This is a genomic window from Pseudoalteromonas sp. NH0006-46 (assembly GCF_057547735.1).
The window spans coordinates 1-25,478 of sequence record NZ_BAAJML010000017.1 but is presented as its reverse complement, the minus strand read 5'-3'; the positions used below and the strand labels follow the sequence as shown (position 1 = coordinate 25,478).

The 25,478-nt window shown below is 38.7% G+C and carries 19 protein-coding genes; 8 read left to right on the top strand and 11 right to left on the bottom strand.

The window, feature by feature from the left end; translation table 11 throughout:
• Positions 1-18: 18 nt before the first annotated feature.
• The 10 genes from AC27I2_RS19350 to AC27I2_RS19305 form a co-directional block, all read right to left on the bottom strand.
• Positions 19-144: a hypothetical protein gene (locus tag AC27I2_RS19350; protein WP_487205223.1), complete on the bottom strand. Its 126-nt coding sequence runs from the start codon at positions 142-144 to the stop codon at positions 19-21.
• Between the two features lies 1 nt (position 145).
• A complete protein-coding gene (locus tag AC27I2_RS19345; RefSeq protein ID WP_487205222.1) occupies positions 146-295 on the bottom strand; it encodes a hypothetical protein in 150 nt (49 codons plus the stop codon).
• Between the two features lie 120 nt (positions 296-415).
• Complete coding sequence (locus AC27I2_RS19340) at positions 416-1,741, bottom strand: McrC family protein (RefSeq protein ID WP_487205221.1); 1,326 nt, start codon at positions 1,739-1,741, stop codon at positions 416-418.
• Positions 1,728-4,451, bottom strand: a complete 2,724-nt coding sequence (locus tag AC27I2_RS19335; RefSeq protein WP_487205220.1) for an AAA family ATPase — start codon at positions 4,449-4,451, stop codon at positions 1,728-1,730. Before AC27I2_RS19335 ends, AC27I2_RS19340 begins: the two co-directional genes overlap by 14 nt.
• On the bottom strand, positions 4,451-5,539 hold the full coding sequence (locus tag AC27I2_RS19330; RefSeq protein WP_487205219.1) for a hypothetical protein: 1,089 nt from the start codon (positions 5,537-5,539) through the stop codon (positions 4,451-4,453). Before AC27I2_RS19330 ends, AC27I2_RS19335 begins: the two co-directional genes overlap by 1 nt.
• Positions 5,539-7,347, bottom strand: coding sequence for an AAA family ATPase (locus AC27I2_RS19325; RefSeq protein ID WP_487205218.1), 1,809 nt, complete (start codon positions 7,345-7,347; stop codon positions 5,539-5,541). Before AC27I2_RS19325 ends, AC27I2_RS19330 begins: the two co-directional genes overlap by 1 nt.
• Positions 7,347-8,660: a restriction endonuclease subunit S gene (locus tag AC27I2_RS19320; protein ID WP_487205217.1), complete on the bottom strand. Its 1,314-nt coding sequence runs from the start codon at positions 8,658-8,660 to the stop codon at positions 7,347-7,349. Before AC27I2_RS19320 ends, AC27I2_RS19325 begins: the two co-directional genes overlap by 1 nt.
• A complete protein-coding gene (locus AC27I2_RS19315; protein WP_487205216.1) occupies positions 8,657-10,165 on the bottom strand; it encodes a class I SAM-dependent DNA methyltransferase in 1,509 nt (502 codons plus the stop codon). The genes AC27I2_RS19320 and AC27I2_RS19315 overlap by 4 nt, the downstream gene beginning before the upstream one ends.
• Before the next feature lie 61 nt (positions 10,166-10,226).
• A complete protein-coding gene (gene hsdR, locus AC27I2_RS19310) occupies positions 10,227-13,643 on the bottom strand; it encodes a type I restriction-modification system endonuclease (RefSeq protein ID WP_487205215.1) in 3,417 nt (1,138 codons plus the stop codon).
• A 121-nt stretch (positions 13,644-13,764) separates the two neighbouring features.
• On the bottom strand, positions 13,765-14,658 hold the full coding sequence (locus AC27I2_RS19305; RefSeq protein ID WP_487205214.1) for an Abi family protein: 894 nt from the start codon (positions 14,656-14,658) through the stop codon (positions 13,765-13,767).
• A gap of 528 nt (positions 14,659-15,186) precedes the next feature.
• Here AC27I2_RS19305 and gmk point away from each other — a divergent pair.
• From gmk to AC27I2_RS19280, 5 genes are all read left to right on the top strand, one after another.
• Positions 15,187-15,807, top strand: a complete 621-nt coding sequence (gene gmk / locus AC27I2_RS19300) for a guanylate kinase (RefSeq protein ID WP_058405254.1) — start codon at positions 15,187-15,189, stop codon at positions 15,805-15,807.
• Between the two features lie 123 nt (positions 15,808-15,930).
• A complete protein-coding gene (gene rpoZ / locus AC27I2_RS19295; protein ID WP_006794742.1) occupies positions 15,931-16,206 on the top strand; it encodes a DNA-directed RNA polymerase subunit omega in 276 nt (91 codons plus the stop codon).
• Between the two features lie 128 nt (positions 16,207-16,334).
• The gene (spoT, locus tag AC27I2_RS19290; RefSeq protein WP_058405253.1) at positions 16,335-18,440 is read left to right on the top strand and encodes a bifunctional GTP diphosphokinase/guanosine-3',5'-bis pyrophosphate 3'-pyrophosphohydrolase; all 2,106 of its coding nucleotides are present in this window, start codon (positions 16,335-16,337) and stop codon (positions 18,438-18,440) included.
• A gap of 12 nt (positions 18,441-18,452) precedes the next feature.
• Positions 18,453-18,845, top strand: coding sequence for a RidA family protein (locus AC27I2_RS19285; RefSeq protein ID WP_138527576.1), 393 nt, complete (start codon positions 18,453-18,455; stop codon positions 18,843-18,845).
• Between the two features lie 156 nt (positions 18,846-19,001).
• Positions 19,002-20,609: a flagellar assembly protein A gene (locus AC27I2_RS19280; protein WP_487205213.1), complete on the top strand. Its 1,608-nt coding sequence runs from the start codon at positions 19,002-19,004 to the stop codon at positions 20,607-20,609.
• Positions 20,610-20,646: 37 nt separating this feature from the next.
• Here AC27I2_RS19280 and asnA read toward each other — a convergent pair whose 3' ends face one another.
• Positions 20,647-21,642: an aspartate--ammonia ligase gene (gene asnA / locus AC27I2_RS19275; protein ID WP_487205212.1), complete on the bottom strand. Its 996-nt coding sequence runs from the start codon at positions 21,640-21,642 to the stop codon at positions 20,647-20,649.
• 197 nt (positions 21,643-21,839) lie between these two features.
• On the opposite strand from asnA, the gene asnC reads away from it, so the two are divergent.
• From asnC to recG, 3 genes are read left to right on the top strand one after another with little or no spacing between them, the layout of a single operon-like run.
• On the top strand, positions 21,840-22,298 hold the full coding sequence (asnC, locus tag AC27I2_RS19270) for a transcriptional regulator AsnC (protein WP_487205211.1): 459 nt from the start codon (positions 21,840-21,842) through the stop codon (positions 22,296-22,298).
• Between the two features lie 40 nt (positions 22,299-22,338).
• The gene (trmH, locus tag AC27I2_RS19265; RefSeq protein WP_487205210.1) at positions 22,339-23,025 is read left to right on the top strand and encodes a tRNA (guanosine(18)-2'-O)-methyltransferase TrmH; all 687 of its coding nucleotides are present in this window, start codon (positions 22,339-22,341) and stop codon (positions 23,023-23,025) included.
• A 60-nt stretch (positions 23,026-23,085) separates the two neighbouring features.
• Positions 23,086-25,167, top strand: coding sequence for an ATP-dependent DNA helicase RecG (recG, locus tag AC27I2_RS19260; protein ID WP_487205209.1), 2,082 nt, complete (start codon positions 23,086-23,088; stop codon positions 25,165-25,167).
• Positions 25,168-25,478 lie beyond the last annotated feature (311 nt).

Sequence of the window (25,478 nt, the reverse complement as noted above, 5' to 3'; positions counted from 1 at the left end):
CTTATGTACAGTTTGAACTTAATCTTCATTGTCCATAAGATCTTCCCAGTCGTCAGGACGTTCATCTTCTCCACGGCTCTGCCAATAAGCGTCATGCTCTGGGTTTAACTGTTGTGAACGGTTGTCATCATCATGTTGAGCCATGTTATTTTTTCCCTTGCTGATTTTTGTTTGCAGCTCTAGCTGCACGAGCAGCAAAACTATTTGAATCAACGCCGCCACCATTTTGCTTTGCTTCATTTCTTTGTATACGGGCCAAAGCATCGGTAGTCATTGGGGTTTCTTTTTTCGTCATTTTTTATCTCCAAAAGTAAAATTTATTGTTAGGTGCTCCTAACAACGGGGAGAATAATGCCAAACTAAATTAAGGTTGAGATGGGGGGGAAAGAGTGTAAACATAATTTTTTATAAAAAATTATGTTTGAATACTACCAGTGGTAACACTAGCTGCATTACAACGATTAAAATCAATAGAGCAACTATCGCTCTCTAAGTCATATGGAACGACATTAAGCTTTAAATTTTCATGATAATGAAAGTCATCTAAAGGCAATTTGAAACCATCATACTTAGGATAAACCAAATATAGCTCACCGTTGCCCTGCAAGTATTTTTCACCATATGCGAATAACTGGTAAATGTCAGATTGGTTTAAATTATATTTATCTGTGGCATTTCCTAGTGCCTCATTTAAGCGCTTCCATTTTGTATCTATAACAGTCACTACTAATCTGGCTTTATCGTAAACAACAATATCTGGTTCTAACCTAAACCATTTATCACCTTTATGTTCAACCAAACCAAAAGTAGAGGGTTGCTCTCTCAAACGTAAAGCTGGTGGTAGTTGTTTAGCTAATTGATTAGCCACATAACGCTCAAATAATTTTTCCATTGGGAAAAGAAAAGAAAGTCCCTTGTGATTACCAATCATAGCTATAGGAGACTTATAACGAAGAATTAACTCACACCATGGTTTAAGTGGGCGATAGTGCGCAATACTACGGTCAGTCTTCCAGTTTCTAAAATCGTTTGATATATTTTTTGATTCATCAATCTCATTGAATACAAACAATAGCTCTCTCGCTAAACGCTGATTAGCGCTAGATTTTGACCACTTTAGAACCAATTTTAGGGATGAGTGTATTAACCTGTTCTCAGCTCTATTGGATGTAAAAATATCGTGAGAGACATGAAAGTGATGATTACGCCCCGGTCGTTGCCTAAGTTGTTTCGCTACTAACAACTTACCTTTTAAATAGGTCGATTCTCGCTCTACACGTTGGTATTCATTACGTATGCCTTGCTTTACCAATTTAGATACTGCACTTAAAAAATGGCTAATAAGCAATTCATACAAAGGTTGCTTTAATACCTCTAAATGCGATTGTTGAAACTCTTGTAATTTTAACTTTTCGACACTCGCAAGCATCTTCATTAACACTTTGCGTGAGTTATCAGGGCTGCTGTCTTGAGTAGATATTTTAGGTAAAATTTCGATTCTGGTTTTACAAGGTGTTTCTAGTACACCAACAAAGTTCACGACTTGTAATGCAATCGCTTTACCATGTCGTTTTACTTTAACTAATTCACGCTGCTTTTCATTATTGCTAACACCATTAACTAACAACCACTCAAAAGCGCTCTGGGGGATTGAGTGGCAATCAATACTGCAATCGCCACCACCGTTAGTTAAAAGCGCATACTCCCGAACAATTACATCATTAACCTTAGAACGCTTCATAAACACCCATATACGCTTCAGGGTTGTTTAACGCCTTAAGATTGCGCTTATAGGGTGTTATCCCCTCCTGCTTCCATTCAGCGCCCATGAGCTCAGCAATAGAGGTATCAGTGAACTTTTCTTCTATAAATTTTAAGCTTGCATCTGTTTTTAAGTGATCACCTAACACTTGACCAACACGTTCCCAGTCCTCAAAAAAGTACTCTTCAAGCAGTGGTAGTATTTCAAGTTCAAATATTTTTGCTAATCGCTCAATTGTTGGATCATCTTTTAAAGGTAAAAAGAAGCTATGCCCAATGGTATGCTCGCGGTCATATAAAAGCTCTATCCGTTGGTTAATGGTTTCTAGCAATTTTGCTATATCAATTCCATCTACTTCAACATCATTGAGTAATTCATGATTTGGCATCATCTCTACAAATTCAAAGCGGCGGCGTAATGCAATATCAACCTGTGCCAACGATTTATCAGCCGTGTTCATAGTGCCAATAATATGTAAGTTTGAAGGAACTGCTAAAGGTTCTTTTGAATAAGGCAATTTCACCGATAATGACTCGGAGCCACCAGCACGCTTGCTAGGTTCGATTAATGTAATCAATTCACCAAAAATATTAGAGATATTACCTCGGTTAATTTCATCAATAATCAACACTCGTTTTTCTGAGTTATTAAACGCTTTATCTTTAATACCATGATTTACAATTGCCTCAACTAAAGGCGCAAGTACATTTGGATATCCGTTAACAATATATTTTTCCATTTCAGTACTAGTGTTCCAGTCGAATACTTTTTTAGAACGGATATCACTAATAGAAGCTTTACCTTGTTTAACCAAATGCACAAGTTCGTCAACAATAACTCGTGGCATTGGAAGCAGAGCACCATTAGGCTTTCTCAAGCTAATAATTTCGCTTGTTATACCTTCAACCATATAAGTTGAAACTTTAGATCCCACAGCCAACGACGGAATTGAGTCACTATTTAAATCATCACCAGAAAGTAGCTCTTTAAGTTTGTCTCTTATAAGCACAGGCTCTCGTAGTCTATACAGAGTCATCTGAGATAAATTCTTAGTAAATAACTCATCAACGGGTAACGATGGTTCATAAACTCGATGCCAAATCACTTCCCGTTTTTGAGAGTAACTTTCATCATCTATAGCTGAAGGTGTGAATTCATAATCGCCTATGATTTCGGCTATCGCTCTAAACTTACGGTTACCATCCGATACAATAATCAGATCACCAATCGCCATGACATTCTTAAAGTTATGGACAGAAGTAACTCTGTAATCATTACTTTCATTTTCTATATAAATACCGTAAACATTGTATGTACCTACTATCGACTTTCTGTCTTTTGAAGAGCTAAAATCAATATTGCCGCCATAACCTAATAAAACATAATTATTCTCAATACATTGTTGATATATGTATGCATCATCTCCTTGAGTGTCACCTAAAGACATTTTCCAAACTTTCCGCCCAGTTACATCTACGGGACGTTTTTGCTGAGATATAACGGTATGAGCATTACCAGCATCACACATACGCTTAAAAATACCATCTTCAATTTCATAGCTTATCTGATGGGCTTCGTTACTATTGGCTTTTAAGCCCTCAACAAAGTCTTCATAGCTAAAGCTCTGGTGAAATGTAACAAAGCCTATGCGGTTTTTCTCCATAAGCTCATCAAAACGAGCTTTAATTTTAGTGCGGTCATTTTTGTGTTGAGCTAAAAAGTCAGGATCGACTATTTCAAGCGCTTTATTTATTGTGTTGTAGGTTTTACCTGTGCCCGGTGGCCCGTAAAGTATTTGGTTTAAACTGCTGGTGGTATTGTTTATTGTTTTTTCCACTGTGTAGTCCTCTCTAGGTTCTTGCACATTTTTAACAGTGTTTAATTCTGTATCCTTCCATTTACTTTTTAGCGGCTCAATATAGTAATCAAGCTCCGTTGTGCCAAGCTCTTGCTCAAATTCTTTACGCAGCTTTAAAAGTGCGGCATCTCTCTCACTGCACTTCATTTTGTTGTATTGGGATTTAGTAAGGCCAGCTAGAGTGACGAGTATTGAACATCTATCGGTATTACCAAATATGCGTTCATTAAAATCAGGGAAGAATAAAAACAACAACATGTGACGCAGTTGGCGGTTTTCATTATCAGGGACTTGCTCTAACCACTGGGCAAATTTAATGTGGTTATTTAATAGTGCTTCTTTTTCAGATTGATTCAGTTTTAAAAATAACTCTGTAAAGCGAATTAAATACACCAACTCACGCCAACGCATTGTATTATAAGCAGTGCCTGAGCTACCAACACCTGTAAGCGCATCGTCAGATAAGTAACGCTCTTTTGTGTCTTCAGCTATTTTGTAACCACTCCAAGCAAATACACGCTCAACACTCCCACGCTTTGATGCTGCACCTGTATTACTTGGGCATAAAAACATTAACCACAGCATTTCAGCTGCAAGCAATTTGGCATTAGCTGAAGCATCTGCTAGCTGAATTTCGAGCTTTGTGAAAAAATCGCCCTCACCTGCATCAGGATTATCTACAAAATACTTAATTAATTCTTCACAGTATTCACTTGTCCAAATAACAGAATCTGTTAAAAAAGAGTTACCTTCAATTAAACAGTTTTGTTTGAACTCATTTGCGTTTTTTAGTAAATGTTCTGAATTTCTGTTTCCACAATACCTAACCACTAAATGCGCCTCCCTGCATAGAGCTGATTAACAACTTCTATGTATGCTTCTATGTCAGCATCACTTTTATTTTTTATTACATCAAAACAAAGTGACTTATAATAAGCTTCTCTTTCAAATGTCTTTTCATCATTACAACGTAATATTTCGTCGTTTAGGCGTGTTTTTGCAGAAACGACATTATTAGCCCCATTTAAAATAGGGCTTAACCATGAAGAGTCAAATCGCTTCAAACGTTGATTAACTCTAGGCAATACTGAAAATGTTCTGTTCCATGTATCCGCTTTTTCTGAAATCTGATCCGCTGTACCCTCAATTTCAACTCTCATAACAAAAGTTCCATTATAACTTTCGTATTTTGCTTCTAAAGAAACAGGCTGAGGGTCTGTGTATGGATTAAATGCCAAAGTTCTCACTCCGTCACAATGCAAAATATCGAGCTCCCCTTTCGCTTTTTCGTTACATTTCTGACAGCACGGAATCAGGTTATTGAAATCTACAGCTAGAAATGGATAAAGTTTTTTAGGTAAATAATGATCATATGAAGCTCTCCATTGAATTTCATCTTCATTTAGTGCGCCTTCTTCTGGCTCTATAACCCGTTCTTCCATCATTTCTTCTGTCCCACAAAAACAACAGATCAGTCCATTGTTGCCTTTAAAGGATTCAAAGTGTGAGCCTATGCTGTCATTTGGGTTAGTAGTAGCATCTTTAAAACACTTAAGATCTAGAGTCGTTGAGTAAAGGTAACCACCTAATTTTTTTACTAATTCCCAAATATTTTTAAGCTCCGCACTAGGCGCCAAGACTGATTGATTCGTGTTACCTAGTGCCTGAATCCAGTTAATTTGGTTATAAAACAGAACGCTAAACTCTCGTTTTAAAATAGGGCTTAGCGGTTGATATGCGTCAAAAACATATTGAAATAACTCTTTTGTTTTTCCACTTCGATCAAGTACATCAACAAAGCCATTTGGAAAACAATTATTAAATATATTTCCAGCTAACATAGAACGATAAAAGCCTTTATGAACATCATCGAGCCAGTAAATCGCATTTTGGGGTGGTTTAATAACTGACCAAAGCATTAGTGTTCTTCTCTCTTTTTGGCAGAAAGAAGTCGTTTAATCTGACTTCTACGTAAATTAACCTCAAACGAATCACCATATGGTTCAAGAAATTTTAATATTTCCTCTTCATCCATAAGCTCTTCATCATAAGCCTTTAAGCCCGCTCTAATTTCAGTTAACGGTCTTTGAGAAATTAAAACATTCAAATCAAAAACAGAAGTAAGCAGTGAATCAAATGATGCTCCATATGTTTCAATATCTACGGGCTTTAATAGCACTTTGCCCATCTCATTTTTTTCAAACTGCAAAACTCTTTCAGATTTACATGCAGAAAGCACAAATGGTGAATGAGTAGAAATTATCAATTCAAGATTATTTAAATCCACATATTTATTAATCAACTCAATAAACTCAGTACGCCACTCTGGATTAAAATGACTTTCAGGTTCATCAAGAATAAATAACGTTTGCTGATGGTCAAATAGTATCAAGCTACCTAATATCTGAATGAGTTGATGCTCACCATCACTTAGTCTGTCATAGAGTGTTTTGACATTTGGCTCGCGAAGCTTCACTTTAATATTTTGCACTCGCATTGGCATCAAACCACCAGAGACATTCGGTACATTACGTTCGTACTTACTACTTTTTAGCGTTCGCTTTTCGTCACGACTCCATCTTTTGGCGGTTAAATGATGAAGCTTTAGTAAGTGCTCTAAAAATATAGTTTCATCCAGATAAAGACGCTCCATAGCCTTTAAGAAATGCTTACCAATTTTAAAGTGTAGTTTGGGGGAATAGCTAATTTCTTCATTAACGTCGGGTAAGGGTAAATTTTGCGACTCACAGCTCAGTTCAGTAAGCCTTCTGACTATACTACTTACATTTTCAAACTCTTTGTATTCTGTAAGTCTTAAATCAATATCAAAGCTACAAATACCAGTTAAATTGACATGCTCAGATAAAAACTTTCTAAATTTTCTAGAGGCTGCTCTATTAACGCCACGACAGGAAATTAAGTAGATAAAAAAAACATTATTTAAAGAATGGTCTGTAAATAGACCTATCGGTAACTTTGCCTCATGTGATTCAAGAGGCTCTTCTGGAAATTTAAAATAGGACTCTAAATCACTTTGATAACTGCGCGGAATTGAAAATAGCCCTTTATTATTTTTATAAGTACTTCGCACATAAGCAGATAACCCTTCCCATACGCTATCATCTTCAGCATTTTGCGCTTCCATAGCCTTATCATAACGGGGTTTATATTCCCGATAAAACACGCCCTGTTTTCTAATTACATCAAAATATTGAAGTTCTGTTTTAGCAAAAACCGAACTCAACCCTTGATTATGGCCAGAAGAGTAAGCAATGATATTTGAAGGTAGTATTTCATGCTCTTCACTAAGTACATCGCGCCATACCTCAACGAACTTTTCAAATGAATCTGATAAATAACTTTGTTGCTTATCGTAGTAACTTGGGGATGACCTAGGGCCATCAAAATAGCGCATTGTTAGCTTTGATTTTTGGCTTTCTAATTTAATGAATTTTTTCGTGCCATCCACTAAAATTTCATAATCAATTTCGAAGTCGTAACTTAAATCTTTAGCGCATTTAAATTGCGGGTTGAAGTACCTATCTGCATAGCCAAAAATATCAGCTATTAGTTCTATAAAATTAGACTTACCCGAGCCATTTAAGCCAACTAAACATAGTGGAGAATAACCGCCTTCACTATGTTTAAATCTATAAATAAATGGTTCTTCAACCGTCCCTGTTATAGACTTATAGTGCCCTGTAAGTCTTATCCTATTTAATCTCATTATTTATTGCTCTTCACTTTCGGGCTTTCAGCTTTGATTCTCTTTAATAATGCTTCAGCTGATTCATCTTTATCACTCTGTGAGACAAGCTCTCCTCTAAACGCTTTTGCTAAAATAGACTGAGTCAAACGATCTAACCGTGATTTTGCCTCAAGAAATTGAGCTTCCACCTTATCAGCTTTTTTTAACAAAATTTGAATTTTACATAGTATTTCTTTTTGCTCTTTTAAGCATGGCAGAAATATTGGCAGCTTCTCAAACACTTTTTTACCTAATGTTGGAACGCCAGTATTGGAATTCATTTCCCGGCTTAGCCATTCCATTACTTGATCGTCTCTTAACATCCACAACAAGTATTCTGGTATCATCAAGTCAAATGGTCTAACTATAAAAACAGTATGACTTAAAACAAACTCCATATTTTTAGGAGAAAAACGAGCTAATCCAAGCCTTCCTTTTCTAGCAAAAATTATATCGTTTTCAAAAAAGCCTGTTTTCTCCTTGCGCTCTTCATAAAACTCTCTACTAACTAACTTTGCTTTATCAGTTGTCCAACCAGAAGTACCAATAAATTGCTGAGTAGAGAGTATGGGCACGCCTGAGCTATCAGCTTTAGGATAGCGATGTGATGGGTTTGGATCGAGTGAAAGAGCTACATCAGCCAGTGTTACATTTTTCCAACCACCTAAATCAATTGAATTTTTATTGCGCCATTCTGTGGTTAACTCACCGGAAGTAGCGGCGGCAAGAACTGATTGACGAAAGCGTTTTAGGACTACTGGAATTTTATCGAGTCGTGATTGGGCTTTATTTACTTTAGCTAAGATTGAGTCGAGTTTATCTGCTACGCGAACTTGCTCATTTAGCGGTGCAAGATAAACTGGGGCTGCAGAAAATTTACTTTTATTGATTATTGATACAGTTGTGGCTGAAGCTTCCGACTCCATCCAATGTTTTAGTGTACGGATATAGTGATAAATAAATCTATAATTTATCAACGGATTAACCACAACAGTATTTATTTGCTGGTTTGTAACTGATTCCTTGGTAGTTATTCCAACTCGTCCAAGGTTTCCTATACAAGTAACTGTAATTGAATTTTTAGGTATAATGGGAACTGTTTTGGCGCCTAGTTCTGTAAGCGTTTCCTGCGTAAACTCTATAAAACCTTGATTATTTACATCACCCGGCTTTATAAATGGGATTGAACCACCAAAATATTCAGCGTTCTTTTTACTTGGAGTTTTCCCTGTAATGATAGCTGAGATATCATCTAAACGGCACTCCGCCCAACCTTTTGGTAACTCACTCACAAAGTCACCTCGTCCAATTCTTCCGCAGAACCTAGCTCCACTAAAATAGCTTGCAACTCATGCATTGCACCTGCCATTTCTTCTAAAGCTTCGTTAATTAATACATCAGGCTCTGGTAAGTTAGTGCTATCTTCTGCTTTATCATCTCTGATCCACGCTAAATCGAGTGCATCGTCTTTTTTAGCAATTTCCTCGCGACTAAAACAACGTAGGCGGCAAGTATCAATATTGCCAATTTCACTACCGTGTTGATGATTTTTAATAAACGAGTGGCGCGCAGCTTCATCTACTTGTGTTAAGTCACTACCAACCGCTTGATAGAACTCATCAAAATGCGCTTGCGTTAATACAGTGCGTTTACCAAACTGCGGCATATTAGAACGCATGTCGTACACCCATACATTCTTGGTTTGGCCTTTGTCTTGTTTTAAATCATTTGGCTTTGAGAAAAACAACACATTAGTTTTTACGCCTGCCGCGTAAAAAATCCCTGTTGGTAGGCGTAAAATGGTGTGTAAATTACACTTTTCCATTAAGTCTTTGCGTATTGTTTGCCCGGTGGAACCTTCAAATAATACATTATCAGGCAATACAACAGCTGCACGACCGCCCGGTTTAAGCATGCGCAAATACATTAGATGCAAAAAGGCGAGCTGTTTGTTACTGGTGTAAGTGATTAAATCGTCACGCGTTGGTACGCCGCCTCCTTGTTTTGTACCAAATGGTGGGTTAGCTAAAATAAGGCTTGCTGGTGGCAGTGCTTTACCTTCGTTTGATAGAGTATCACCATATAAGATGCCTGAGCTATCATCGTCTACCGCGAGGTCATGCAACATTAAGTTCATCATTGCTAGGCGACGAGTATCTGGTACTAGCTCCATGCCATAAAAGGTTTTATGCTGGTATTTATCGTATGCGTCGGGCTCTAGGGCCTCTATATCATTATATTGTTTTAAATAATGGTGGGCACTAATTAAAAAGCCGCCAGTACCGGCTGTTGGGTCAACAATAACGTCGTCAAGGTTTGGCTTCATCAGCTCAACCATGGCGTTAATAAGCACGCGAGGCGTAAAGTATTGCCCTGCACCTGATTTTTTTTCGCCTGCATTAATTTCTAGCAAGCCTTCGTACATATCGCCAAGGCCTTCGGTTTTAGCACTGTACCAATCAAGCTTATCAATTTCGCTTACAAGCTTATTAAGTGTGACAGGCTTACGTATTACTGTACTGGCATTAGCATAAATTGCTTTAGTTATTGTGGTGCCGTGCGAGCCTAAGTGGATCAGTAATTTTTTATACTCTTCTAGCCTTGTTGCACTGTCATAATGTTCTAAGTCGGCCCAGCGGTAGCCTTCAGGAATGTTGTTATCTGTGCCTGTTTCGTCAACCATTTTAAGAAACACTAAATACGTGAGCTCATTAATATATTCATGGTATGTAACCCCGTCGTCTCGGAGTAAGTTACATAGATTCCATAGTTTTGCGACTAAGTCTTGAGTGCTCATGCTTTTACCTAATTAAGTTAATACTGCTAAAAGAGTGATTGCTTAAGTGAACAACCTAAAACTAGGCTGATTGATTAGTTGTTTGCCACAATGTTTGATTAAACATGTGCAGTACTTCAGCAATGGGCTGTTCAAATAATTTATTAGCGCGCTTTATACCACCTTGGTGTTTAAAAATACCTTGGTCGAGCGCTGCTTCGTCTACAATGGTGGTGGCCTTCATTTGTTTGGCTATGGTATTGAGCCATTGTATTTGTGGTGTTTTCCAGCTTTGACTGGCTAATATTTTAGCTAGTGCGTTATCAACACGTTGTTCAAACGGAATAAGTGCTTCGCCTATTGCCGCTTGCCTAATAAATCCGATAATACGTGCGGCAATATCTTCGTTTTTAACTTCGCTCCACGCCACTTGTAGATCTTGTTCTCTAAAGTGGTTTTGTTCAAGCACTAAAGCGAGTTCTTTTAGGTTTTGGCGGGTTAATTCCCATGGTGCTTGCACAACTGTTTGAATAGCGAGCAAACGGTTGCTATTGGCATTTACAAAGTCGTTAAAGGCGCGCAAATAATCATCGGGTTTTTGCCCATCACCATAGCCCGTAGTGATGTTGGTGAACTCATCTTGGTGATCAGATATATACACAGGTTTAGTGCCACCAGCTACGCCTTGAATTTTACTATCAAGAATTTCTCCTAGACCGGGGTGCTCTGTAAACCATTTAGCTACTTGATCGGCAGGTTGTGCTTTTAAGTCTTTAATGAACTGTTGCGGTGATTGCCCGGTTATGGTCTCGAACTTGTCACTTTGTTCAGGCGTTAAGTGGCGGCGCTTAACTTGTAATTTAGCGATAAACTGATTTTTGGCTAATGCTTGTAAGTCTTCACTTTTGCTGTGCGCCATTTCTTGCTCTAGCTCACTAAAGGTAATATCTACATTAGTGACTACAGGCTTCATGCTGTTTACTTTTTCTAACTGCTTGTAGATGTCTACCGCATCATAAATTTTAAACGGGCCTTTACTTATTTCGGGACATAAACGTGTGGCGCGGCCAAGCATTTGTTCAAATAAAATACGGCTATTTACACGGCGTAAAAATACCAAATTACATATTTTTGGTACATCTACACCAGTAGTTAATAAGTCTACGGTTACAGCTATATTCGGTAGGCGGTCGTTTTTAAATGAGCGAATTTTATCAAGCGGCTTATCTGTAGCGCCTGTAATTTTTTGAATTGCGTCGTCTTCGACTTCACCGTGGTAATCTTCACATGCCTGCTTAAAAGCTTCGACCACTTCATCAGCGTGTTTATCTGTTACACAAAATACTAATGTTTTAGCCTCTGAGTATGGATCGATAGAATCGCTTTCGATAAGCCACTTTGTGACTGTTTTTGTGAAACTAGGAGCTATTACTTTACGGTTGAACTCTGCTACTTCAAAATCGAGCTCATCAGGAGTGTTAAATGTTTTTATGTCGCTATTTTCAGCATCATATACTTTAACCTCTTCATTAATTTTATAATGAATTCCCATCTCAGAAAGCTTGGTATTGATACGTACAGGCGGTAAATGATCATTCAAATGCCCGTCAACTACTGCCTCTGTATAGCTATAACTAAATACGGGCTCACCAAATATGTCTACTGTATGTAGCGCAGGCGTTGCTGTTAGGCCTATTTTAAATGCATCAAAGTAATCAATGACTGAGCGGTATTTAGATTGGTAATCTTTTTGGTCTCTGAATAATAATTCGGTATCACTGAGCTCTCTATCAAGCAAGTAACCACGATGGCATTCATCCACTACTATACAATCGTACTGACCTACACCGGGTTTAGTATCGTTATCGCTCGGATATAAAATACGTTTAACTAAACCTTGCACCGTTGCTACATGCACTTTGGTTCCGTCATCAGGCTTTTTATCACCCAGCTCCATAAGCTCGAAGGTATCAGCAAATGTTTGGAGTTGCTCCATTCTCACTTCTTTAAAGTCAGTTGCAGCTTGTTCGCCTAATGCTGAGCGATCAACTAAAAATAACACGCGGCGAAAACGCTCTGCTTTAAGCAATCTATAAACTAAAGCTATACAGGTTTTTGTTTTACCTGTACCTGTTGCCATAGCAACCAACGCGCGGTCTTTTCCCTCTTTAATTGTTTGCTCTACTGCTTCAATGGCGTCGACTTGGTAGTCTCTTAATTTAAGGTCGTAATCAAAGTCCATCGCATCAAGCTTTTGCTCTGCTTGCTGAGTGGTCTGCTTTAAATAGCCTTTTATTTCTTGTGGTGAATACCAGCCTTTAAGTGCTTTACGTCTATGAGCGTTATCTCGTACATCTAAAAACCAAATACCGCTTTCTTGCTCTAATTGCTTTAAATAAGGTCGCCCATTAGTGGCAAACGTAAGAGGCACTTTAAAATCGCCCCATATAGCATCTAATTCGAATGATGGGTTTGACTCTAAATCTTTGGCATAGCGCTTTGCTTGGTCGATTGCACCGTAAACATTTTTAGCTGACTTTTTAGCCTCTACAACAGCTACAGGTGTAAGGCCCATAAATAAAATATAATCCGCAGGCCCTGATTTAGTTGGCCACTCTGCAATTGCTCTATTCTCGTTTACAACTGGCCTTGCGCCTTTTGAATATTTTAAATTAACGCTGTCCACCAGCCAACCAGCCGCAGCTAACTGCTCATCGATAAGTACACGCGTTTCACTTTCATTTAGTTGAAACGCTGACTTTTCGACTCGCTGGATTTCTTGCTGCTGTGCTTGTTTGTCTTTAGCATTAAACTGAGCCATATACATGATATTGGCTTTACCCATTTTATCTCTATACTCAGCTAGCAATGCCTCTTGCTCAGTGGCTATTTGTTCCCACGTTTGGCTATCTGTAAGCATTTGCTCAGAACGCTTTCGCTCGGCAGCGACTTTTTCAGCTTCGATTTGCTTTAACTGCTCTGCAATTTTTAGACGTTCGGTTGACCTTTGACGTTCAACTTCAAGTTCATGTAGCTTCTCTTCAAGCTCTCTTACTTCTATAGATGGATCTTGAGGTTTAACGAATGGCGTAAATACAAACCCTTTTGCTGCTTTGCCACCATACAGCTTGTGATACCACACAGACAAAGCATGGCCTAACTGCATAGACTTTAAAGCATCTCGGTGGCTACTTGAGGTAAAATCGTGGTTAGCAGTGTTACCTAATTTTCGAATAACATGGAAAGCATCTTTAATTCGTTCATCGAGCTTTAGGGTGTAATCAAGCTCTCTTAATAAATCCACTTGCTTAACATCTTGACCAAAATCGACGCCAACTCGCGCAGCGACATTTTGAGCCAAAGCTTCACCTAACTGGCGCATTTTAACTAGAGTTGTATTTGGATCTGGGGCAAAACAGCGTTCAGCAGTGTGAGCTAAACGAAGTAGTAATTCGTCGTGGTGTTTTAAAAAATCAAAGTTACTAAAATCGCTTCCCATCTCAACAGCCTAACTAATCCATATGTGTATCAATCGATACTACCAAAGAAAATTATTACTGTGCAAAATAAAAACTAAATAAAGCGATATTACAGCTAGTTGTAGCCTAATTAGATCTTAGTTATTTAATGCTATTCCAGATAGGTAACTCTTGCCAGTTTTCAGGAAAGCCCATTTCTATTACGTCTATATTATAAGTATCAATTAAGCTGGCTAACTTTTGCTTCCAATGGTGGTTAGGACTAATTAAATCCATAAAGTAAGCACACATAACTAATGTGTTGTATAACTGCTTCGTTGTATCACTAAAGCTATTAAGTAAAACTCTATCGCCATTTGTTGGCAGCTTCATGGTGAACGTAAAATCTCGATTGTATAAACGGCAGTGATGAGCACAGATGTTACGCACCGTAGTTATGTGGTGTAAAAAAGATGAAAGTATTGTTTCTTTTATTTTATATGAATCTGCAATATCATTTTTCAGTGCTCGACGCGCTATTGCATCATAGCCTCTTGAAAGCCAACCGAAGCTCATTACTTCAGCAACAATCCAAATAGCTGGTGTTTGCTCTTTGTATTTGTGGTTTTGTTTTTTTATGTTGGTATCTGAGGTTCGTTGAATTTCAGCACAAATATTACTAACGAAGTCATCGTGATTAAATTTAGTTATGAAAGCAGACGGATCTAGGTGTGCATGTGAGCCATGCTTTTTTGCTAAATGGTATGCCCATTGAGTTCGCAGAGATACTTCTATTCGTTCAATGGCGTCAAGTAGTAACAGCCTTAGCTCTCTATCAAAAGAATACAGATTCAAAACTTGTTCAAATGTAATACCAGACTTGAAGGTATGATTTTGATGATCTTCAATAAATGACCACCAATAAGTACCTAGTCTATAATAATTGATATGGCTAAGATAAAAGGCAGCTGATTCTTTATTATTAATTACTAGACCACGCTTTTCTAGAAGCTCGACTTGCTTTTCAAACGTTTTGGGGGCTTTTGAGAACTGCATGAAGGTTAAATCCTTTTATCATGCTATAGAAATAATTAACCCCTCGCAGGGCGCTGAGCTTACGGGTAGCGGGAGGGGTGTTGTTACGGGTAATTATAGAGCTTAAAAGTATAATTTCAAGACATTTGTATATTTATATATACCTTCAAATTGAAACTCCAGAGCACATAACGGTTATCATTGGGTACAATGCTTACGTTGCATTTCTGAGTAATTAATTTTTAGTGCTATAATAGTAAGTACAAGTTAAATATCCACATAAATCGTCAGAGTAAATATGTTTACCCTCTCACCGAGTGGTTACCATAACGGTTACTAAAACCAAAGAACAAGCAGAAACTGAATTTAAAATATTGATTTAAAACAAAATAATCCACATATTATATATTCAGATCCAGAATATAGAATAATCCATAATGTGCATTTAGCTCACTTGAGCATAATTAGCTAAATAAAGTACAATAAGGTAATTAAAGGCTTGAGTTATGTTTGTAACTCAAGCCTGTTTATTTTTAGATAGAGAAAAAGATGGCTCAAACTCGCGGAAACTTATTTATTTTATCGGCACCATCAGGTGCAGGTAAGTCTAGCTTAATTAATGCGTTACTCAAAAAACATACGGATATGAAAGTATCGGTATCGCATACTACTCGCTCACCTCGTCCAGGAGAGGAGAATAGTGTCCACTATCACTTTGTGACCACCGATGAGTTTAAAGCTCTGATTGAGAAAAATGACTTTTTTGAATGGGCACAAGTTTTCGATAACTATTACGGTACATCAAAACAAGCCATTGAGTCGCAACTTAATGCAGGCATAGATGTATTTTTAGACATAGACTGGCAAGGTGCGCAGCAAGTTCGTAAAATTATGCCAAGTGTACAAACTATTTTTATTCTACCGCCTTCTAAAGCAGAGCTTGAACAACGCTTAAATAACCGTGGTCAAGACTCTGCAGAGATTATTGCATCTCGTATGGCCAAAGCACAATCTGAAACATCTCATTTTAACGAGTACGATTTTGTTATTGTTAATGATGATTTTGATACTGCTCTGAATGATATAGAAACGATTGTTATGGCACAGCGTTTAACATTAAGTGTTCAAGAAGTACGTAACAAAAAATTGCTAAATGACCTTTTAAAGTAAATTAAGGTTATTAAACTTGCTCATATCAGTAAAACTGATAAAAATTGACCACTACCTATTGGCGAAAGTCCCTGCGTGCAGTAAACTACGCCTTTGCTTTTAAATTATTTTTGGAGTGCTGAGATGGCTCGCGTAACAGTTGAAGATGCAGTAGATGCAGTTGGTAATCGTTTTGACTTAATTTTAGTTGCGGCTCGTCGTGCCCGCCAAATTGCTGTTGGTGGTAAAACTCCACTAGTAGACCCAGAGAACGATAAACCGACCGTTGTTGCTTTACGTGAAATTGAATTAAACCTTGTTGATAGTTCATCAATGGATTTAATTGATCGCGAAGAACAACAACATCAAGAAGCAGCTGAACTTGCTGCTGTTGCTGCTATTGTTGGTGGCAACCAATAATCGACCTCCCGGTTTGATTTAGCCAACGGCACAGTATTTCTACTATAGCCGTTGGCAATCCTTTCTTTTCATCGTATATTCTTAACTTACCGTTACCTAATTTGCTTCACTAGAACATTGGAGTGTGAATGTATCTTTTTGAAGGTCTAAAAAAGAAAATTTCTGAATACTTACCTGCTGCTGAAGTAGAGCTGGTACAAAAATCTTACGTTGTAGCACGAGAGGCCCATGAAGGACAAACTCGCTCGAGCGGCGAGCCTTACATTACTCATCCTGTTGAAGTAACTCAAATTCTAGCTGGAATGCATCTTGACCATGAAACACTCATGGCAGCATTAATGCACGATGTAATTGAAGACACCGACTTTAGCCAGCAAGATTTGGCTGAGATTTTTGGTGAAACCGTTGCCGAGCTTGTTGAAGGTGTAAGTAAGCTTGATAAACTTAGCTTTAAAGATAAAAAAGAGTTTCAGGCTGAAAACTATCGTAAAATGATCATGGCAATGACCCAGGATATCCGGGTTATTTTAATCAAACTTGCCGATAGAACGCATAATATGCGTACCCTTGGCGCTCTTCGTCCTGATAAACGTCGCCGTATCGCTCGTGAAACACTTGAAATATACGCACCAATTGCAAACCGTTTGGGTATTCACGATATAAAAAATGAACTTGAAGACTTAGGTTTTCAAGCATTATACCCTATGCGCCATCGCGCACTTAAGTCAGAAGTGGCTAAAGCGCGAGGAAATCGCAAAGAAGTTATTTCCAACATTCAAACCGAAGTAGAAGCTCGCCTAGAAGAGTCAGGTATTGTTGCTACGGTATCTGGACGCGAAAAACACCTTTATAGCATTTATAAAAAAATGTTAAATAAGGAGTTACTATTTAACGAAGTAATGGATATTTATGCCTTTAGGATTGCCGTTGATTCAATGGATACGTGTTATCGCGTGTTAGGCGTTGCGCACAATTTATATAAACCTATTGAAACTCGCTTTAAAGATTATATTGCAGTACCTAAAACAAATGGTTACCAATCGTTACATACATCGCTTGTTGGCCCTCATGGTATTCCTGTAGAAATACAAATTCGAACCCATGATATGGATCATATGGCCGACAAAGGCGTTGCAGCACATTGGATGTATAAAAAAGCAGGCGATGGTGCAGGAAATACTTCTCAGCAACGTGCTCGTCAATGGATGCAAAGTTTGCTTGAACTTCAACAAAGTGCGGGCTCGTCGTTTGAATTTATTGAAAACGTTAAAACAGAATTATTCCCTGAAGAAATCTACGTATTTACCCCAGATGGCCGAATTGTTGAACTACCCATGGGTGCCACTGCGGTCGATTTTGCCTATGCAGTACATACCGATGTAGGTAATACCTGTGTAGGTGCGCGTGTTAATCGAAAACCTTATCCGCTAAGTAAACCGTTAGATACTGGCCAAACCATTGAAGTGATCACCAGCTCAGGCGCTCACCCTAATGCAACCTGGCTTAACTTTATAGTAACGGGCAAAGCACGTTTAGGTATTCGTAATTACCTTAAGAGCCAACACCATGAAGAAGCTATGTTACTTGGACGGCGTTTGCTCGACTCTGCATTAGGCGAAAATAAGTTAGATAGTATTCCTGATGAAAATATTGCACGAGTTCTTGAAGAACATCAGCTCTCAACCTTGCTCGAATTGCTTGTAGAAATTGGCGCTGGAAACTTAATGAGCGTACTTATTGCCAAGCGTTTATTGCAAAATGATTCTGACGATTTAACCGACATAACTAAACAAGCCAAAGCGACCATTATTGGCACAGAAGGCATGTTGGTTAATTACTCTAAATGCTGTCGCCCTGTACCTGGTGATGCAATTACTGCACACATAAGCCAAGGCAAAGGATTAACAGTTCATCGCCAAGAATGTAAAAACATTCGTGGCTGGGAAAGTGAACGATCTAAATACTTGGTCGTAAAATGGGATGATAACCCTGAAAAAGAATACATAGCAGCCCTAAGAGTAGAGATTATTAATCATCAAGGTGCGCTGGCTAAGTTAACCAATGTGGTTGCTACAACTCAAGCTAACATTGTTGAAATAGCGACCGACGAAAAAGAAAGTAATTTATATGTAATAGACCTTGGAGTCACTGTTAAAAACCGTGTCCATGTTGCCAACATCATGCGTAAAATTCGTGTGATGCCTGATGTGCAAAAAGTCTATCGTAAGAAATAATATAGGAAAAACATGAACAAAGCATTTATATCTACTGAAAAAGCACCTGCAGCAATAGGTACTTACAGCCAAGCAGTTAAAGTAGGCACTGCAGTATACTTGTCTGGTCAAATTCCATTAATCCCTGAGACTATGGAAGTTATATCAGAAGACTTTAGTGAGCAAACACATCAAGTATTTAAAAATATCACAGCAGTATGTGAAGAAGCCGGTGGTAAAATTCAAGACTTAGTTAAAGTAAATATTTATTTAACTGATTTATCTAACTTTGCTGTAGTTAACGACGTGATGAGCCAGTACTTTAAGCAGCCATACCCTGCACGTGCAGCAGTTGGTGTACGCGCTTTACCAAAAGGTGTACAAGTTGAGATTGACGGAATAATGGAACTGCCTTCAACTAACTAATATTTTCCTGAGCTATAGACCCACTCTATAGCTCACACCTGTCCTCTTTTTGTACTATATTGTTATTCTTACTATCTTGACTCCGCCCTAAATTTCTATCACTCTGTAACTATGTCATTAATTTACTATAACTTTAGTGGTTAAAAAGGATTAGCTGTGTTTAAGCTTGCTCATAATGGGAATGTTTTACTCGATGTCAGTAAACACCCGCCTCCAAGTGCTACATTTGTTATTGAAGCGATAGAAATGTCTAAATTTTGCGACTGTAAAATTGATTACGACGCAATTAATGCATTCTTTAAAGATAAAAGTGCTGAGCCAGTACTTGTCGTCGCGACCAAACACAATGCAAAGTTAGAGGTTGTCATCAGTGACGATAAAATGATGGCTACTGGCGAGCTTACCGTCGCGCAAGGCGGTGATTTACTCAGCCTAGATGATGCAAAAAAACAGCTAGTCAAAGCGGGTATAGTTCGTGGTTATAAGCAAGCATACTTAGAACAACTATTACAAAAGCAATTTACAGCTAAAGCAGGTGAGGTGGTACAAGGTATTTTAGCGCAAGGCCGCCTGCCCAGCGATGGCTTGGCAACTAAACTCGTTACTAAAGTAAGAACTTTAAAAGACCATTTAAAAACCCCAAAGCTCAAAGAAGATGGCAGCGTTGATATGCGTGACTTTGGTAAGATGGCAAGTGTTGAGCCTGGCGCAGTTCTAATACGACAACAACCTGCAACACCAGGAAAAGAAGGCTTTACTGTTCTTGGCGATATACTACCGGCAAAACCAGGGGACAATAAACAACTTATTGCCGGTGAAGGTACCGAGATTTCTAAACTTAACCCTCTCGAGTTAGTATCAACCATTTCAGGTGTGCCTATTGAAATTACTAACGGAATGCGCGTAGACGATATTTTTACTATTCCCGATGTAAACGTTAAAAGCGGCCATATTGACTTTGAAGGCAGTGTAATTGTTACCCGTAATATTGACCCTGGTATGAAAGTAACCGCCAAAGGTGATATTACAATATTTGGTACCGTTGAATCTGGTGAGTTAACGGCCGGCGGCAATATTACTGTTAAGCAAGGCGTTATTGGGCATCAAAAGTCTGACGATAAATCGCTTTCGTGTAAACTTATATGTGAAGGTGACATTCATGTATCCCACTCTCAATATTGCTATATAGAAGCTGCAAATATTTTTATCGAACGACAAACTAGCCACTGTATTATGAAGGCACGCCATGCACTAAAGGTAGGCCAACCAGATTTACCTAAAGGTAAGATATTTGGTGGTGAAATTTTAGATGCTACAACGCTTATTGCTGGTGAAATAGGAAACGAATCAGGTGCTAAAATGGTTATTAATTTAGCACGTTCCGGCGGTGATATTACAGCTGAAACTGACGAATGCTTTAAAGAGCTTGCTAAAACAGAGCAGCAATTAGACTCTTTACAACCAGCACTAGAAAAAGCAGATTTGCTTAAAGATCCAGAGAAAAAAAATGAGTTAATTAGTAAAATTGGCGCAACTCAACTTCACCTTTGCCAACAAGCAGAACATTATGAAAGGCAGCTTTCATCACTAGAAAATAATCTTCACGAACTACTTACTAAAGCAAATTTGGTTGTTAATACTGTTTTGCATTCAGGGGTAGAAATACATATCTTTGATAAGGCGTTAAAAACAACACGCAACTACCCACCTTGCACAATAAAACTGATGAATAACAAAGTAGAAGTTGAGTTTAAAACATCGTGAATCTAGAGTGCTCATCAGAGCACTCTTATATCTTTCATTAGAGTAGACCCTCAACGCTTGCATGTGTTTGTGTTGACCATACTCCAACTTGAACTTGTCCAATATGTTCCTTTTGCAGCAATAACATAGCCAAACGTGATTGCCCAATACCACCCCCAATAGTTTGTGGGAACTGACTTTTTAATAATGCCTCATGCCACTCCAATTGCAGGCGCTCGTTATCACCTGTAATATTTAACTGAGTTTTGAGTACTTCAGGGCTTACGCGAATACCCATAGAGGATATCTCAAAAGAGTCTTCTAATATTGGGTTCCATACTAAAATATCACCATTGAGCCCTATGTCGTGTTCGCTTGTTGGCGTAGACCAATCGTCATAATCTGGCGCTCTTACATCGTGAATTTGACCATCGCTTAATTGACCGCCAATTCCAATTAAAAATACAGCGCCGTATTTTTTCGCAATTGCTTTTTCACGACTTTTAGCAGTAAGATCAGGGTACATTTTACGTAGCTCTTCACTATGCACAAATTGAATATCGCTTGGTAAAAAAGGGCTAAGCGAAAAGTGTTCGCTAACAAATTGCTCTGTTTCTTTTATGCCTTCATAAATCGATGCAACTGTGTGCTTAAGGGTCGCTAAAGAACGCTCTGTTGATTCACAAATGACCTTTTCCCAATCCCATTGATCCACATAAACCGAGTGAATAGGACTTAGCGACTCTTCATCTGGACGCAGCGCCTTCATTTGAGTATAAAGCCCTTCACCTAAACTAAACCCATACTTACCCAGCGTTTTACGTTTCCATTTTGCTAGCGAATGAACAACTTCATATTGGCTATCGGTAATCGCTTTTACATTCACTGTCACAGCATTTTCATGACCGCTTAAATCATCTTGTGTGCCATCACCTACCTTTGCAAGAATAGGTGCCTGAACTTCGACTAGCCCTAACTTTTTTTCTAGTTGCCGTGAAAAAAATTGCTTAACGCTACTTATTTGCAACTGCTGCTGAACATAGTGTGAACTCATAATAATTGGCCTCATTCCCAGTTATTGTTACCTAGTTTATTTTTACTAACACACCTAAAGCGCGCCATTAATGAGGTTACTGTAACGATTCAAACTTTTAATTCAATAACCCATAATAAAAATAGCTTTAATATATAAAATCGATTAATTTACACGGTATAAAAATGTAGATTCCCTAATTTAAGTAAGCAAAAATAATGGAAAATTATCAAATCGATAATCTCGATAAACAGATACTTCACGCTCTAATGGCCAATGCCCGTACAGCCTACGCAGAATTAGCTAAACGTTTTGGCGTAAGTGCGGGCACCATTCACGTGCGTGTAGAAAAATTAAAACAAGCAGGAATTATCACCGGCACCCAATTAAGCATTAGTACAAAGCAACTAGGTTACGATGTATGTTGCTTTATTGGTATTAACTTAAACAACGCTCGCGACTACCCAGAAACACTGATTAAACTAGAAGCATTAGAAGAAGTAGTTGAAGCTTATTACACCACGGGTAACTACAGCATTTTTATAAAGGTAATGGCCAAGTCTATCGACCATCTGCAAGACGTGCTCATTAATAAAATACAAGCTATAGAGGCTATTCAATCAACCGAGACCCTAATCTCTTTGCAAAATCCAATTAGCCGCACAGTAATGCCTTAATAGATAAAATTACGTATAATTATCAAAAAAGAGGATCACCATGCAGCAAAATCGCTACCAACGAATAAAAGACGTGCTCTCACGTCGCCAAACAGACCTAACAGTCTGCCTAGAAGACGTACATAAACATCATAATCTCTCAGCTATTGTAAGAAGTGCTGATGCAGTAGGTTGCCATCATGTGCATGCTGTATGGCCAGAAAACCAAAAATGGCTGACCAATAATACTTCTGGCGGCAGTAAAAACTGGCTAGAAACACACCTGCATAAAAATATTGATGATGCTGTTGCGATGATGCGAAAGCACAACCCAGATGTACAAATATTAGCAACACATTTGAGCGAAGATGCTGTAGATTTTAGAGAAATCGATTACACAAAACCCACAGCTATAATCGTTGGCCAAGAAAAAACGGGAATTTCTGAGCACGCGCTAAAGCACGCCGATCAAAATATTATTATTCCTATGCAAGGCATGGTGCAGTCACTTAATGTATCAGTAGCTGCTGCGCTTATTTTATTTGAAGCACAACATCAACGCGAAAAGGCAGGGTTATATAGCCGTAACATGTTGAGCGAAGATATAAAACACCCTATGTATTTTGAAGGCTACCACCCGGTTATAGCCAAGCAATGCCGTATAAAAAAACTCCCCTATCCGCCACTTGATGAGGAAGGTGAAATAGTTGCTGATGATGAATTTTGGCATGCTTTAAAACATGCTTGATGCTTAGCAAGCCTGTGAGTACACTTAACTCATTCACAAATAAAAAGATTTGAGCCTACATTGTCTAAACCTAGCTTAAGCCAATACCCCATTACAGAACTTAAAGGGGTAGGACCCAAAATGGCCGAGCGCCTTTTAAAGCTAGGTATTAAAAGCGTGCAAGATATGCTCTTTCACTTACCACTTAGGTACGAAGATAGAACCCGTATTTATTCTATCAACGAACTATCATTACATAGCCACGTCAGCATTGAAGCCACAATAGAAACAAGCCAAATCACATTTGGTAAAAGACGGATGCTAGTTGTACAAGTAAACGACGGGACTGCTAGGCTCACACTTCGGTTTTTTAACTTCAGTGCAGCTCAGAAAAGTGCATTAAGCCCTGGCAAAATAATACGCTGCTTCGGCGAAGTTCGCCGCGGGCGAGTTGGCTTTGAAATGAGTCATCCAGAATACAGTTTAAGTGACACACCTAATGAGCAGCCGACAGCTTCAACATTAACGCCAGTGTACCCAACAACAGATGGTTTAAAGCAATTATCGATTAGGGCGCTAAGTGAACAAGCTGTAGATCTGCTAAATAAATACTCTGTTGAAGAACTGTTACCCGTGCAATGGCAACCTTCTCAACTTGCACTAGCTGATGCCTTACTGTTGCTTCACCGCCCACCTAGTAATACCGACGTTATTGAACTAGAGCAAGGAATGCACCCTGCTCAGCAGCGTTTAGTATTTGAGGAATTACTCGCACAAAATCTAAGCCTATTAAAAGTAAGAGAGCAAGGTCAACAGGTACAAGCGGTATCTCTTAGCCCAACGAATAAATTAGAGCCTCAATTTTTATCACAACTACCTTTTGCTCCAACAAACGCACAAAATCGTGTCGTATCAGAAATTAAATCTGACCTACAACACCTTTACCCTATGATGCGTTTAGTTCAAGGCGATGTAGGCTCGGGTAAAACCTTAGTTGCTGCACTAAGTGCATTAACTGCAATAGCTCAAGGATTTCAAGTCGCCTTGATGGCTCCCACTGAAATACTGGCAGAACAACATGGCATTAGTTTTACCTCATGGTTTGAGCCATTGGGGATAGATGTAGCATGGCTTGGTGGCAAAACAAAAGGTAAAGAGCGCGTAGAAACACTAGAAAAAATAGCCTCTGGCAAAGCACAAATGATTGTGGGTACACATGCGTTATTTCAAGATGAAGTGAAGTTTAACAACCTAGTACTCATAATTATTGATGAACAACACCGATTCGGTGTTCAACAACGTTTAACACTAAGAGAAAAGGGCCAGTTTAATGGCTGTTACCCACATCAACTCGTAATGACTGCAACTCCAATTCCGCGCACTCTAGCGATGACAGCTTATGCCGACTTAGAAGTATCTATTATTGATGAGTTACCACCAGGGCGTACACCTATCACAACAGTAGCACTTCCAGACACACGTCGAGACGATATTATTGCTCGCGTTAAATTAGCTTACCAAGAACAAGGCCGCCAAGTTTATTGGGTCTGTACACTGATTGATGAATCAGAGGCACTACAATGCCAAGCTGCTGAAGATAGCGCCCTACAACTGAAAGATGCCCTGCCAAGTTTAAATATTGGCTTAGTGCATGGGCGAATGAAGCCCGCTGAAAAACAAGCTATTATGAATGATTTTAAAAAGGGCTTAATACATGTTTTAGTTGCAACAACAGTAATTGAAGTAGGTGTAGACGTGCCTAATGCAAGCCTAATTATTATTGAAAACCCAGAACGCTTAGGTTTAGCACAATTACACCAGTTACGCGGGCGTGTAGGGCGAGGTAGTGTTGCCTCTCATTGTGTACTTTTATACCACGCACCATTATCTCATACCGCTCAAAAGCGCTTAGGTGTTCTCAGAGATAGTAACGATGGCTTTGTTATAGCCGAGCGTGATTTAGAAATACGCGGTCCAGGTGAAGTACTTGGAACTAAGCAAACAGGATTAGCAGAATTTAAGATTGCTGATTTAACCCGGGATAAACAAACTCTGAATCAAGTAAGACCCATTGCACAACAGATGTTAAATCAATACCCGCAGTATATAGAGCCACTCATTCAACGCTGGTTGGGCAACAAGTCAAACTATGCACAAGCATAACCCCACTATATATTCATAAGTAGAAGCTCATCTTCTAGCTTTAAACACTTTGGTACTAATGGGTATACGTTAGTTACCTTTTGTCTTAAAAATAAAAAATAACAGCCTTTGATGAATAGCGCTTTCTTGTATTAGAAGCCTGCGGCCTTGCAATGTCGTAGTGCCCACCGCGGTGGAGAGCCACAGTGAAATGCTGCACTATTATCGACCAATGCATTGGATAGCCAAAACACTATTCACAAAGAGGCGCTTCGCTTAAGAGAGGCTGCGCTTTAGAGAAAGAAATGCTTAATTTTACTTTTCTATAGACT